Origin of the sequence: Collinsella sp. WCA1-178-WT-3 (M1) (genome assembly GCF_009696325.1) — a bacterium.
Classification (GTDB): domain Bacteria; phylum Actinomycetota; class Coriobacteriia; order Coriobacteriales; family Coriobacteriaceae; genus Collinsella.
Map to the genome: position 1 here is coordinate 70,368 of NZ_VUME01000002.1, position 13,614 is coordinate 83,981.

The 13,614-nt window shown below is 60.8% G+C and carries 12 protein-coding genes; 9 read left to right on the plus strand and 3 right to left on the minus strand.

Annotated elements, in window-relative coordinates:
* Positions 1-44 precede the first annotated feature (44 nt).
* Entirely contained in the window at positions 45-491 is a 447-nt protein-coding gene (locus FYJ40_RS02020) for a C-GCAxxG-C-C family protein (RefSeq protein WP_154515321.1), read from the minus strand.
* Positions 492-721: 230 nt separating this feature from the next.
* Here FYJ40_RS02020 and FYJ40_RS02025 point away from each other — a divergent pair, with 230 nt between their 5' ends.
* The 3 genes from FYJ40_RS02025 (at position 722) to FYJ40_RS02035 (ending at position 3,536) form a co-directional block, all read left to right on the plus strand.
* Complete coding sequence (locus tag FYJ40_RS02025) at positions 722-2,005, plus strand: O-acetylhomoserine aminocarboxypropyltransferase/cysteine synthase family protein (protein WP_154515323.1); 1,284 nt, start codon at positions 722-724, stop codon at positions 2,003-2,005.
* Positions 2,006-2,493: 488 nt separating this feature from the next.
* A complete protein-coding gene (locus FYJ40_RS02030) occupies positions 2,494-3,072 on the plus strand; it encodes a xanthine phosphoribosyltransferase (protein ID WP_154515325.1) in 579 nt (192 codons plus the stop codon).
* Between the two features lie 83 nt (positions 3,073-3,155).
* Positions 3,156-3,536: a peptide chain release factor-like protein gene (locus FYJ40_RS02035; protein ID WP_370450559.1), complete on the plus strand. Its 381-nt coding sequence runs from the start codon at positions 3,156-3,158 to the stop codon at positions 3,534-3,536.
* An 87-nt stretch (positions 3,537-3,623) separates the two neighbouring features.
* Here the strand turns inward: FYJ40_RS02035 and FYJ40_RS02040 are convergent, their stop codons facing one another.
* Positions 3,624-4,586, minus strand: coding sequence for a diacylglycerol kinase family protein (locus FYJ40_RS02040; protein WP_154515327.1), 963 nt, complete (start codon positions 4,584-4,586; stop codon positions 3,624-3,626).
* A gap of 87 nt (positions 4,587-4,673) precedes the next feature.
* On the minus strand, positions 4,674-6,095 hold the full coding sequence (locus tag FYJ40_RS02045; RefSeq protein ID WP_195838526.1) for a chloride channel protein: 1,422 nt from the start codon (positions 6,093-6,095) through the stop codon (positions 4,674-4,676).
* Positions 6,096-6,305: 210 nt separating this feature from the next.
* Here FYJ40_RS02045 and glp point away from each other — a divergent pair, with 210 nt between their 5' ends.
* The 6 genes from glp (at position 6,306) to FYJ40_RS02075 (ending at position 13,520) form a co-directional block, all read left to right on the plus strand.
* The gene (gene glp / locus FYJ40_RS02050) at positions 6,306-7,568 is read left to right on the plus strand and encodes a gephyrin-like molybdotransferase Glp (protein ID WP_154515329.1); all 1,263 of its coding nucleotides are present in this window, start codon (positions 6,306-6,308) and stop codon (positions 7,566-7,568) included.
* 10 nt (positions 7,569-7,578) lie between these two features.
* Positions 7,579-8,058, plus strand: coding sequence for a molybdenum cofactor biosynthesis protein B (locus tag FYJ40_RS02055; RefSeq protein ID WP_154515331.1), 480 nt, complete (start codon positions 7,579-7,581; stop codon positions 8,056-8,058).
* A gap of 205 nt (positions 8,059-8,263) precedes the next feature.
* Complete coding sequence (gene modA, locus FYJ40_RS02060; protein ID WP_154515333.1) at positions 8,264-9,136, plus strand: molybdate ABC transporter substrate-binding protein; 873 nt, start codon at positions 8,264-8,266, stop codon at positions 9,134-9,136.
* A gap of 115 nt (positions 9,137-9,251) precedes the next feature.
* Positions 9,252-10,733, plus strand: coding sequence for a molybdate ABC transporter permease subunit (modB, locus tag FYJ40_RS02065; protein WP_370450560.1), 1,482 nt, complete (start codon positions 9,252-9,254; stop codon positions 10,731-10,733).
* Between the two features lie 3 nt (positions 10,734-10,736).
* Positions 10,737-11,807 (plus strand): sulfate/molybdate ABC transporter ATP-binding protein, encoded by a 1,071-nt coding sequence (locus FYJ40_RS02070; RefSeq protein ID WP_154515335.1) that lies wholly within the window; start codon positions 10,737-10,739, stop codon positions 11,805-11,807.
* A gap of 429 nt (positions 11,808-12,236) precedes the next feature.
* On the plus strand, positions 12,237-13,520 hold the full coding sequence (locus tag FYJ40_RS02075) for a double-cubane-cluster-containing anaerobic reductase (RefSeq protein WP_154515337.1): 1,284 nt from the start codon (positions 12,237-12,239) through the stop codon (positions 13,518-13,520).
* Positions 13,521-13,614 lie beyond the last annotated feature (94 nt).

The window sequence follows — 13,614 nt, forward strand, 5'->3', positions numbered from 1 at the left end:
GATGAATCCCAAGCACGCCGGCCGTCGTTTTCTGTTGCCGCCGTTTACTCGGCGAGCTGCTTTAGCACATCGCAGGCGATCTCGATGGCGTCGTCGATGCAGCCGGGGCAGCTGCGGAGCGGACCATTGTCCGATCCGATGCCCTTGAGCGTGCCGCAGACGGTCGTCGTGTTTTTCGTTTTAAAACGCTTGGCGATTTCGCGCGACAGCTTGTAAGTCTGGCCCTTGGTCTTGGGGTTATCCATGCCGTCGCTCATTACAAAGCCCATGATGGCCACGGCGCCCGAGATAGCGCCGCAGGTCTCGGTCATGCCGCCCATGCCGGCGCCAAAGCCCTCGGTGAGGATAAAGGCGGTCTGGGGGTCGAGCCCGACGGCGGGTGCGAGCGTGCAGGCGACGGCCTGTGCGCAGTTAAAGCCACGGGCGTGGTATTCGGCAGCCTGAGCCTGACAGGCGGTGATGTCGAGCTGGGCAGTATCGATTTGCTTCATCGTTGTCTCCTCGGTAACGGTGTACTCGCCTATAGTACCCTTGCCGATGCATTTGTTCATCGAAAGCCTCATGTATGCCTCATTTTTATCTATCGAATAAATGCCAAGATCTGCGATAAATGCCCCCGGCTGATTTGTCTCATAACCTACTTTGGGGATGGGTTGAGAGGGGTGCGGGGTAGCGGTATCGTGAACCGGATAAAAATGTAACCCAGGCAAGGGAGCTAGATATGAGCGAGCAGACCATCGGTACTACATGTGTTCAGGGCGGCTATCACCCGGGAGATGCGGAGCCGCGCCAGGTGCCCATCTACCAGTCCACCACGTGGAAGTATGACACGTCCGAGCACATGGGCAAGCTGTTTGACCTGGAGGAGTCTGGTTATTTCTACAGCCGTCTGCAGAACCCTACGTGCGATCTGGTTGCCGCCAAGATCTGCGAGATGGAGGGCGGCACCGCTGCGATGCTCACGAGCTCGGGCATGGCCGCGAACTTCCTCGCGATCTTTAACGTGGCCGGCGCCGGCGATCATGTGGTCGCAAGCTCGGCCATCTACGGCGGTACCTACAACCTGCTTGCCCATACCATGGGTCGTATGGGCGTTACCTGCACGTTCGTTGCCCCCGATTGCACCGATGAGGAGCTCGAGGCAGCCTTTGAGCCCAATACCAAGCTCGTCTTTGGCGAGACGATCGCCAACCCCGCCCTTGCCGTGCTCGATATTGAGCGCTTTGCCAAGGCCGCGCATGACCACGGCGTGCCGCTGATGGTCGACAACACCTTCCCGACGCCCGTGATGTGCCGTCCCTTTGAGTGGGGCGCCGATATCGTTACGCACTCCACCACCAAGTACATGGATGGACATGGGGCCTGCCTGGGCGGCGTGATCGTCGACCACGGCCAGTTTGACTGGATGGCCCATGCGGACAAGTTCCCGGGTCTCACCACGCCCGATGAGAGCTACCACGGCGTGACCTATGCCGAGAAGTTCGGTCGCGAGGGCGCCTTCATTACCAAGGCAACCGCTCAGCTCATGCGCGACCTCGGCCCCATGCAGAACCCGCAGGCGGCGTTTTTCCTGAACAGCTCGCTCGAGAGCCTGCATGTGCGCATGCCGCGTCATTGCGAGAACGGCCTGGCTGTTGCCAAGTTCCTGCAGAGCCATCCCAAGGTGCGCTTCGTGAGCTATCCGGGTCTGGAGGGCGACAAGTACTATGACCTAGCTCAAAAGTACATGCCCAACGGCACCTGCGGCGTTGTGAGCTTTGGCTTTAACGGTGGTCGCGCGGCGGCCGAGACCTTTATGAAGAGCCTCAAGCTCGCCCAGATCGCCACGCATGTGGCCGACGCCCGCACTTGCTGCCTGCATCCCGCTAACGCCACGCACCGCCAGATGAACGATGAGGAGCTTATCGCCTGTGGCATCTCCGCCGACATGGTGCGCCTGTCGTGCGGCCTCGAGGACACGGACGATCTGATTGCCGACCTTGAGCAGGCGCTCGAGCAGTGCTAGGCTAGCGTTCGTGCAAGGCGCCGATGCCGGCAGAAAGCTTCGGCGACCTTTAGCTCCGATACCGTAGGCGGGGCCCCAATCGCGACTGTTTGCAGGCGATTGGGGCCCCGTTTTTGTGTTGCGCCACTCGAAAGGATGGATATGGAGAAAACCGCATAGCAACTGCGCCGCGAACACATCGCTCTTGGGGGAGACACCCATGGCAAGAACAAATGGGCGATTCTGTTTACGGTGCTCATCATGACGTTTATGGTGTGTCTGGATTCGACCGTCGTGACCGTGGCGCTGCCCGTGATGCAAAAGGGGCTGGGCGTGGGCCTCGATCGCATTCAGCTGGTAAGCTCGGTGTATCTGCTTGCGGCTTTGCGGTGCGATGCGGCTTTGTGGTGCGATGCGGCTTGTGGGGCGGGCGGGGGTCGGTCCGTGGTAGACTATCGAACAACGTTTATTAATCGCGCGGTATCGTTGCCGCGAGAAGGGGTTGCGCCATGCAGGAGCTTGAGGACCGTATTCGCCATGACGGCATCGTAAAGGCCGGTAATGTCCTTAAGGTTGATGCTTTCCTCAACCACCAGTGCGACGTTGAACTGTTTGACCACATGGGCGCCGAGTGGGCCCGTCTGTTCGAGGATGTCGAGATTAACAAGATCCTTACGATCGAGGCTTCGGGCATTGGCATGGCTTGCATTGCGGCCCAGCATTTTGGCGGCGTGCCGGTGGTCTTTGCCAAGAAGGCGCAGTCCATCAACCTCGACGGCGAGCAGTATGCCACGACCATCTACTCCTTTACCAAGCAGAGGGAGTACCCGGTCATCGTTGGTAAGCGCTTCCTGTCCGAGGGCGACAAGGTCCTGATTATCGACGACTTCCTGGCCAACGGATGCGCGCTCGAGGGTCTTATCAAGATCTGCGAGGCCGCAGGTGCCGAGGTGTCCGGCATTGGCATTGCGGTGGAGAAGGGCTTCCAGGGCGGTGGCGATAAGCTCCGCGAGCGCGGCTTCCGTGTTGAGAGCCTGGCCCGTATCGCCGATATGGACTGTGAGAACGGCGAGATCACCTTCGCCTAAGCGCGCAACACAAGCGATTGGTATGCGATGTGACAAAGGGGGTGTCCCTTTGTCACATTTTTTGTATGAGGGGAGGTGTTGATATGGATGAGTACAAGATGGGATGGCGTGAGTATGCGCGCTATGCCGAGATGTCGGTCGAGGAGCTGGCGCGCGATTGCGAGGTGCAGGTGTTTCGCGCGACGGGTCCGGGTGGGCAAGGCGTGAACACGACGGACTCGGCGGTGCGCATGAAACATATCCCTACGGGGATTACCGTGACGGCGCGCGAGAGTCGCAGTCAGTTCCAAAATCGTAGCTGCTGTTTGCGTAAGCTGCGCGCTGAGCTTGAGCGTCGCGGGCGTCCACCGCGTCGACGCGTAAAGACCAAGGTGCCTCAGCGCTCTCGCCAGCGCAGACTTAATGACAAGCACTTCAACGCCATTAAAAAGGCCAACCGCCGCAAGCCGGGCGGGGAGGAGTGATCTTCTCGATAAGTTGCGGTGAAATAGGGACTGTTTTGCGGCTTTACCTGCATAAACAGTCCCTATTTCACCGCAACTTAGGGGTGGTTAGCGGGTTGGGCGCCAGACTTGGAGGGCGCCGGGTAGGATGTCGACTTCGATGCGCGAGGCGATAACAGGTTCGCCGTCGGCCTGGATGGGGTAGTCGGGCTCCCCAAAGGTGAGCTCGGCATGGCGGCAGCGACGCATGCAAACCGGCGGCAACTTGGTATGGTGGCCGTCCTTGGCCGAAAGGAACATGGGAAGCGCGACCGCGCGCGGAACGGGGCCGCAGGCGTAGCAAACGTCGAGCATGCCGTCGCACGGGTCGGCGTCGGGACAGATGCGATAGCCCGAACCATACGTGGGGCCCAGCTGAATCGCCATGATGATCGCCCTCACGCGCTCGGCGGGCGCGCCGTCAAAGCTGACTGTCATGGGGTAGTTGCGATAGCGCAGGCCAAACTGTTCAAGTCCCGAGAGGGTGTAGAGCGGAGCGCCGGTGAGGCCCGTCTTTTTGCGCAGCTCGGTGGTGCCAAGGCCGATGGCGGCGTCAATACCGACGGAGAGCGTCTGGTCGTAGTACTCAACGGAAGCCTCGCCGCTACCGCTTGCGGGGTTCCATGAGCGAATGCGACCGATGTCCTGACGCTGCAGCTCGCAGGTGAGCAGCGCGCCAAAATCCTTGCCGGAGAAATCTTCTATACCGAGCGTTTGGGCAAAATCGTTGCCGGAACCCACGGGTAGGATGGCAAGAGCGGGGCGGGCGTCCTCCTTTTGTGCCATAAGCCCGTTGACGACCTCGTGGATCACGCCGTCGCCGCCAAGGGCGATAACGGTGCGATAGCCCTGAGCCTGTGCGGCCAGCTCCTTGGCGTGTCCCATACACTCGGTCAATACCAGGTCAAACTGGGATGCGCGTGCAGTCATGTCCAAAAAGCGTTGCAGGCGCTCGGCAACTTCGCGCGCCGCACCCGATTGGGCGGCGGGGTTGGCGATGATGAGCGTGCGACCAAAATCAGTTGCGTGCATGGGCGACTCCCGGCATATGGCGTGACGGTGCGGTCGCGCTCGGGTCGAATTGCCCCCCGATTGTGGCTGCACGGCGAATACTTACGTCTACTCTATCAGGTCGTTGTGGCGCTCGATAGCATCCGCTACCGTACCGCCCTCATCCACTATAAGCGAACGGCGCTTGGGTGAGATGATGCGCTGGGCAGGGTACACGCCGCGGTGTCCGCCGGCGAGATAGCTGATAAAGGCCACGATGACAAAGAACCCGGCGGCCGTGCCGTGGAACAGGTCGATGGCCATCATGCAGGTGGTGATGGGCACGTTAAGGCCGGCACAGAACACGCCGAGCATGCCGAGAGCCGCCAGAAAACTGGGGTCGAGCCCGGTAAGGCAACCGATCCAGCCACCGAGTGCCGCACCGATGCCAAACAGGGGCGTGACCTCGCCGCCTTGGAAACCGGCACCCAGGGTGAGTGCCGTTACGACGAGCTTGATGGCGGCGTCGGCGAGGGTGGTGTTGCCGGCAAACCCGGCGCCCGAAAGCCACGTGGAAAGGCCGGCGTAGTCCCAGGCGTCGAGGAGGGCATAGACAGCCAAAACCACGAGTGCGCCTATAAGTGCGCGAACGAGGTAATTGGTGATAAAGCGACCGTACAGGCTCTTGACGGTTCGAACCGACCAGGCAAAGAGGCGTGCCGTCAGACCGAAGATAATGGCGCTGATAACAACGATAACGACCGTTTTGGGCGTCATGGCGGGAACGCTGGCGATGGCATTCGCTTCGTACTCGGTACCCAGGGCGAGTGATGTAAAGTAGCCGGTAAACGAGGCAACCAGGCAGTAGATCCCTGCGGTGTAGTCGATCTTGCCGATAAAGCACATCTCCATGCCAAAGAAAGCTCCGGCAAGGGGCGAACCGAATACGGCGCCAAAGGCCGACGAGATGCCGGCGAGCATGAGGTCGTGGTGGTCATGCTTTTTGAGGTGGGCGAGGCTTGAGATGTTGCTGGCGATGGTGCCGCCAATCTGCACCGCGGCTCCCTCGCGACCGGCCGATCCGCCCGTTAGGTGCGTGAGCGTGGAGCAGACGAAGGTGAGGACGGCCATGCGCTTATGGATGAGGCGTGTGCCCAGAGCGGAGTCGATGACCAGGTTGTTACCGCGTTTGGCGGCAAGACCGTGGTTTTTGTACGCCCATGCGGTGGCAACGCCCACAACGGGAAGCAGCGCGTAAATCCACGTATGGCGCTCGCGATAGTCGGTCGCGATATTCAACGAGGCCAAAAACGCCCAAGCGGCAACGCCCATGGCGAGCGAGACGATGACGACGAGCACGAGCAACTTAGCGCTCGCGAGTAGGTTGTGGGCATTGCGGCGCGTGTCGGCAGCCAAGAGATGCTCGGAGCGGGTGAGCTGTTGCCTGCCTGCCATGATGACGTCGTTCAGGGAGAAAAAGCCGCCGTCGTCGAGCGGCTGGGAATGATCATGCGCCTCGTTTGCGCTTTCGGGTTTGTCGGTAAAAGCCATACGTTCCTCTTTTAGGTTGCAACACGAGCATTATAGAACGTGCCAAACGTGACAAACCGGCAGGTTGGTTTCGGTTCTGTTTCGCGGCTTGCGGCCGTCAGATGTATTCGAGAACGTGGGCCGTTTCGCCGTCGTGCGGCAGGGGATTATACTGAGACAAGCATAAAGAATTGGCGCCCCCGTTGTGCGCTGTGGCATTAAGAGGTGCATATGGCAGAGAAACTCATTCCGCTGGAGGACGCGCAGTCGATTGTTCTGTCTCACGTTGCTCCGACCGATCTCGTCGAGATTCCCGTGTGGCAGGCCGCCGGTCTTCCCTTGGCCGAGGACGCGGTGGCCGATATCGACATTTCGCCGTTTGCCAACAGCGCTATGGACGGATATGCCGTGCGCGCCGTCGACCTCGCCAAAGCGTCCACCGATGCGCCCGTGACGCTTTCTGTCGTGGGACACGAGGCTGCGGGCCATGTCTTTGAGGGCGCAATCGGCGCGGGCGACACGGTTCGTATCATGACGGGCGCGCCGGTACCCGAAGGTGCCGATGCCGTGGTGAAGTACGAGATTGTCGATGTGCTCGACGGTGACGGCAACGAGGGTTCGCGTGTGAGATTCTCGGCGCCTGCCAAGGTGGGGGAGAACGTTCGATTGGCTGCTGAGGAAGCGCATACTGGCGACGTCGTGATGTACGCTGGAGAGGTTGTGGCTCCGGCGGGCGCCGGCTTGCTGGCGAGCGCCGGGTATGCGAGCGTGAAGGTGCATGCCGCGCCGCGCGTGGGCATTATCTCGCTGGGGACGGAACTGGTCGCACCGAGTAACGTGCCGGCGCGCGGGCAGATTCGCGACTCCAACTCGTCGGCGTTGATGGCCGAGGCGCTCGATGCAGGAGCCGAGCCCGTGTTCTACGGCATTGCGCCCGATGATGAGCGGGCGATTGCCGAGCTGGTGCATCGCGCCGCGCAGGAGTGCGATTTTGTCATTACGAGTGGTGGCGCCTCTGCGGGTGATTACGACTATGTGACGGCGCTCGTTCGGCGCGAGGGCGAGGTGCTGTTCGACCGCATCTCGATGCGTCCCGGCAAGGCCATCACGTTTGGCCTGCTGGGGGGCAAGCCATATTTGGGACTTTCGGGCAATCCCGCGGCGGCGTATGTGGGCTTTGAGATGCTCGCCCGCCCGGCGATCCGCAAGATGCGCGGCTTTGCCGAGGGCGTGCGTCCCGTGCAGCAGGCCAAGCTCACACACGGCGTGAAGAAGCGACAGCATCGCCGCTTCTTCGATCGTGCCACGGTTTTGCGCGACCCCGAGACCGGTGAGCTGTTGGTGACCGAGGCCAAGACGCAGAATTCGGCGCTGCTCGGCACGATGCAGCGGGCCAACTGCCTGCTGCGTATTGACGAAGGCCCGTGTGACCTCAAGGCGGGCGACGTCGTGGATGTCGTGCGTGTCGACTTGCCTGAGGGCACGGTGCTATAGGAGGAATGCTATGGAGCTGAAGATATCGATTGTGACGTGCTCGGATACGCGCGATCTTGCCCAGGACGAGGCGGGTGCTGCGCTCGAGGAACTCATCGCGGCGCAGGGCTGGACGGTCGCCTCACATGTGGTCGTGCGCGACGACGTCAGCGAGATCGGTGATGCCATTGTGGAAGCGGCCGATGAGAGCCACGCCAATGTCGTGCTCACCTGCGGCGGCACGGGCCTTTCGATGCGCGACGTGACGCCCGAGGCGACGCGTGCCGTCTGCGACCGCGATGTACCGGGCATTGCAGAGGCAATCCGTGCGTACTCCATGACCAAGACGCGCCGCGCTATGCTTTCGCGCGCCGTGTGCATGCAGCGTGGGCATACGCTTGTCATCAACTTTCCGGGATCAACGAAAGCAGTCCGCGAAAGCTGGGAGGCTGTGAGCGACCAGCTGGAGCACGCAGCTCAAATGACGGCGGGGGGCGGGCACGCCAAATAAGCGCATTACCTGCGGCGGAGTGACCTTACGGGCTGCTCCGCCTTTTTTATGCAGCGACAGTGCGGGCCGTCTCGTGGTTATCGGTAAAGGAAAATTATTAGACGAGAACTATTTATCACAAACACTATTCGCGCAAAAGTATAATCTAGTAACAGAATAAAGCTTGCGGCGGGGTGCCCGGGCGTAGCGTTCGAAAGGGTTGAACATGTTCGATACGGTTTCTCGCCGCGGGTTCGTTTCACTTTCCGCTGTCGCCGCTGCCGGCCTTGGGCTTGCCGGCTGTTCCGGCAACAAGACGTCTGGGCCGACTGGCTCCGATGCCGGTTCCGCCAAGATTTCGTCCAAGAAGGCTGTTGAGCTGCAAGTCTTTGCTGCCAACTCGCTCGAGAAGGCCCTGCCCGAGGTTCAGAAGCTCTATACCGACCAGACCGGCACCACGTTTGCCGACACGCAGTTTAAGGCGTCTGGCGACCTTGTCGAGCAGATGCGCGCCGGTGCCGCCGTCGACGTACTCATCACGGCCTCCAAGGGCACCGTGGACGACGCCGAGGCCGCCGAGCTCGTCGACGCCGACACGCGTGAGGACATGTTCGTCAACGACCTCGTGATCATTCGCGCCGAGGGCTCCGAAACCAAGGTCGAGGCCATCGCCGACGTCGCGAACCTGGACGGCAAGATCGCCATCGGCGATGCCAAGACCGTTCCCGCCGGCAAGTACGCCAACCAGGCGCTGGCTTCTGTGGGCCTCTACACCGGTACCGAGGGCGACGACGGCGAGTATGCATCCGAGCTCGCCGACAAGGTGGCTCTGGCCGACAAGGTCGGCACCGCTGCGTCTTACGTCTCTACAGGCGACTGCGTGGCCGGTTTTGTCTACAGCTCCGATATCTTCCGCTACGACGGCATCGAGGAGGCCTTCGTGTGCCCCGAGGACTCGCACAAGACCATCGTGTATCCCGGCGCTGTTGCCGAGAGCTCCGAGCACGCCGACGAGGCCAAGGCGTTTATCGACTTTTGCCTGTCCAACAAGAAAGCCCAGAAGATTTGGGCTAAGTACGGCTTTGAGCTTTCCGAGTAGTTCGCAACATCGCTGCATAACGATATGCTTGAGGGCGGGCGTTCTCGCGATCGCCCGCCCTTTTGATTGAACCGGCGTGTCCGCGCGCCGTTGCCCTGTGTTTGAGGAGCCGCCCGTGTCAAGGAAAACGATTCGCCTGCTCGCCGTGCTGGCTGCGGTTCTGTGCGTGCTGACCGCACCGCCCGGGGTTGCTCGGGCCGAGGCACTCTTCACCACCGCCGATGGCCGCCAGGCGACCGAAGATTCCGCGCTTATCGATGGCGTCGGGTTTGGCCTCAACGCGTTTGAGCGCAATGCCAAGGGTACGGCCCGTTCGTTTGCGGGTCAGCCCGAGGGTTACCGTTTTCCTATCTACAAGAAGACGACCCTCGTGACGGTGACGACGCCTGAGAGCATCGTGGTCTGGCTCGACGCCCATGCCGCCAAAGACGCGGGGCTCGACATCTCAAAGGCAGATGACCAAAAGGCGCTCAAGAAGATGCTCGTGGGGCTCGACAAGTCGCACTCCATGGGTGGGGCGTTGCTGGAGGACTCTAATCTCGAATGGGTCTTTACCTCGGATAACGCGCTGGTGCAGAGCGATTACCGCTATCAGTTTAAGGTGAAGGGCGGCAACGGCGATTACTACACGGTAGTGAATGCCGCCGACGCCGCGAATGCCGAGCTAGATTTGGGTGACGGCGTCCTGTGGAGCGATAACGCCGCACTCGTGCGGTATGCGGACGTGTCGACGACGGTGCCGCCGTCGCTGGCGGAGCGCGCCGCAGCCTTCTTTGGCGACATCGACTATCGCCCGTTTTGGGTGTCCATAAAAACGAGCGGCCTTGCCCTGCTGATCTCCTTTGCGCTGGGGCTGTTCGCCGCGTGGAAGACTATGGGTACCTCGAGTCGCATCAAGGGCCTGCTCGATTCAGTTTTTACGATTCCTATGGTATTGCCGCCCACGGTCTGCGGCTTTCTGCTCCTCATGCTGTTTGGTCGATCGACCGGGGTGGGCCAGTGGCTTATCGCGCACGGCATCTCGATTGTCTTTACGTGGCCGGCGGCGGTGATATCTGCCGTGGTGGTGTCGTTTCCCCTGGTCTACCGTACGGCACTCGGTGCCTTCGAGAGCCTCGACACGCAGATGCTCGATGCGGCGCGCACGCTGGGATGGTCCGAACGGCGTATCTTTGCCAAGCTTATGATGCCGCTCGGCTGGCCTTCTATTGCCGCCGGTACGGTCCTCGCCTTTGCCCGCGCGATGGGAGAGTTTGGCTGCACCCTGTTCTTTGCGGGCAACTACGCCGGTATTACGCAGACCATTCCCATCGCCATTTACTTTGAATGGATGGGCGGCAACACGTCGGTGGCCCTCTTTTGGGTCATCGTCGTAATCGTGTTTAGTTTCCTGGTCATCCTGTTCATCAACATGTACACTGCGCATTCGCAAAAGTACCGCGAGCGCGGCCTTTCCCGTGCGGAGCGCAAGCAGGCCAAAGATCTCGCCGGACAGGGCGATTCGCTCGACCCGGCGGGCGGCGATGCCTTGCGTATCGATCGCGAGGCGCTGGCCGAGCTCATGCGCGATGACGCCGCTTTGCAGGGAGGTCGATAGGCCATGTCGCTCGTTCTGGACATCAAAAAGCGCTATCCCGGGTTTACGCTCGACATACAGCTTGAGGCCGGCGAGGAGCGCGTGGCGCTGCTGGGCGCCTCGGGTTGCGGCAAGAGCTGCACACTTCGCTGCATCGCCGGCGTGGAGACGCCCGACGAGGGCAAGATCGTCGTCAACGGCATGGCCTTTTTTGACTCGGCGGCGGGCATCAACCTGTCGCCCCAGGAGCGCAAATGCGCCCTGCTGTTCCAAAACTATCAGCTGTTTCCCAACATGACGGTGGCCGATAACGTATGTGCCGGTGTAAAGGACGCGGGCGACGCCGCGGCGCGCAAAAGGTTGGCGGAGCGCTATCTGGGCATTTTCGGCCTGGCCGATTTTGCCGACCGCTACCCCGCGCGCCTTTCGGGCGGGCAGCAGCAACGCGTGGCGCTTGCCCGCATGGTGGCGGCGCATCCGGGCATCTTTATGTTCGACGAGCCCATGAGCGCGCTCGATTCCTATCTTAAGAGCGCCCTCGAGCAGAACATGCTCGACCTGTTCGATGTGTGCAACCGTACCGTGCTCTACGTGAGCCACGACATCGACGAAGCGTGCCGCCTCTGCCAGCGCATCTGCGTGATGCATAACGGGCGTGTCGAGGAGATCGGTTCTGTCGAGGACGTGGTCCGCCGTCCGCAGACGCTGGCGGCACTGCGCCTGACGGGGTGTAAGAACACAAGCCGGGCGCGCAAGATCGGCGATGAAGAAGTTGAGGCCCTCGACTGGGGCATGACCTTTAACGTGGGTCGCGAGGTTCCCGATAATGTGGTGTACCTGGGCATTCGCGCAAGTTACTTCCATGTTGACAACCGTGCCGAGCGGGGCCGCAACAGCTATGATTTGCACGTGGCCCGAGTGAGCGATTCACGTTTTGAGCGCCTGGTGCTGTTGGACGTACCGCGCGTCGATGCGCCCACGCGCCTGCAGTGGAAGGTCAACAAGGTGGGCGTGCCTGTCGACGAGCTGCCGCAAGCGGGCGAGACGCTGCGCATGCATTTTGATGCCAGTAGGATCCATTTGGCCTGTCGATAGCGCCGGGTAATGCCGTCGGGGATATAAGTCTCGGCAGCTTTGTCTTGCCGTTCGCCGAATGAGGGATGACAAACTCTTATCAATCAAGATAATAATTTATTATACGACGGCACACGATGCTGCCGTACGAATGTCAACGGTGTTCGCATGGTCGATGACCGTTGACATAGTTGACCTCAACTGGTTAAGGAGGGTGCGCGCATGCCGCAGACGACATACATTCGCCGCGTTACCGCGCGCGCCCTGTATATGGCTCGGAGTCGCATATGAGCAGGTATGTTCACGGCTCCGGGAGAGACGACGCACAACTAAATAATCGACCGCAAAGCAGGTTCCCCAAAATTCCGGGTTTGAGCACGGCCGGGCAATCGCCGTCCGTCGTGCATCGATACCGCTGTTATCCGTTTTTGGTTCGAGAGGGGAACCGTTATGACTGAAGAATTTGATTTCCATCCGATGTGGGAGAGCCTCGGCATGAATCTTGCCGACCACGACATGCTGCTGGGCGCCGTGGGCCAGATGTACGGCGATATGTTCCTGACGCAGAACAATCGCCCCAAGTCCACGTCCTACCTGGATTTTGTCGCCACCAACATCCACAGCGGCCGCATTAAGGAGATGCTCGACAAGAAGGAGGCCGGCGAGGCCACCAAGATCGTCGGTTCGTTCTGCGTCTACGTGCCCGAGGAGATCGTACTTGCCTGCAACGGTATCCCCGTGGGTCTGTGCTCTGGTGCCGATTGGGCAACCGATAAGGTCGAGGAGCACCTGCCCCGCAACACCTGTCCGCTTATCAAGAGCTTTGCCGGCTTTAAGCTGGGCGAGGTCTGCCCCTACATCGAGTCGAGCGACCTGGTGGTGGGCGAGAACACCTGCGATGGCAAGAAGAAGGCCTACGAGTTTTTTGCCACGCAAAAGAACATGTACGTCATGGATATTCCCAACGTACACAACGAGTCGACGCTCGTGACCTGGAAGGCCGAGGTCAAGAAGCTCGCCGCCAAGATTGAGGAAGAGTGCGGCGTCAAGATTACGCCCGAGCGTCTGAAGGCCGCCATCCACGCCGTCAATGAGAAGCGTCGCGCCCTGCAGCGTCTGGCTGCCACACGCGCTGCCGACCCGGCGCCCATCAGCGGTCTCGACAGCCTGCTGACCGTTCAGGCCGCCTTTATGGACGACACGCCGCGTCTGACCGGAGCCATTAACGATATGGCGGCTGAGTGCGAGCAGCGTGTCGAGGCCGGCGAGGGTGTGGCGCCCAAGGGGACCAAGCGCATCCTGTACACCGGTACGCCCATGGCCGTGCCCAACTGGAAGCTGTTCAACCTCATCGAGAAGGCCGGCGGCGTCGTGGTGGGCGAGGAGTCCTGCACGGGTTCGCGCTATTACAAGGACTTGGTCGATGAGTCCGGTGAGACGGTCGACGAGATGCTTGATGCCATCGCCGAGCGCTACTTTAAGATCAACTGTGCCGTCTTTACGCCCAACGACCAGCGTATGAAGGACATTGTTCAGATGGCCAAGGACCTGCATGCCGACGGCATCGTCGACGTGGCCCTGCAGTTCTGCACGCTCTACGAGATGGAGTCGTTTGCCGTGGAGAAGGCCGCCGAGGAGGCCGGCATTCCGTTTATGCACATCACGACCGACTACGCCGGCGAGGATGCAGGCCAACTGCAAACCAGGATTGAGGCTTTCTTGGAAACCATTTAGGGCTATCCGTCTCGGCGGTTTCCCCAGGTACCCGATCTTGCCGTTCAAACCGTCGCTTGCTATCAAAGTATGCGGCGCTCCTCTTTCACGGCAA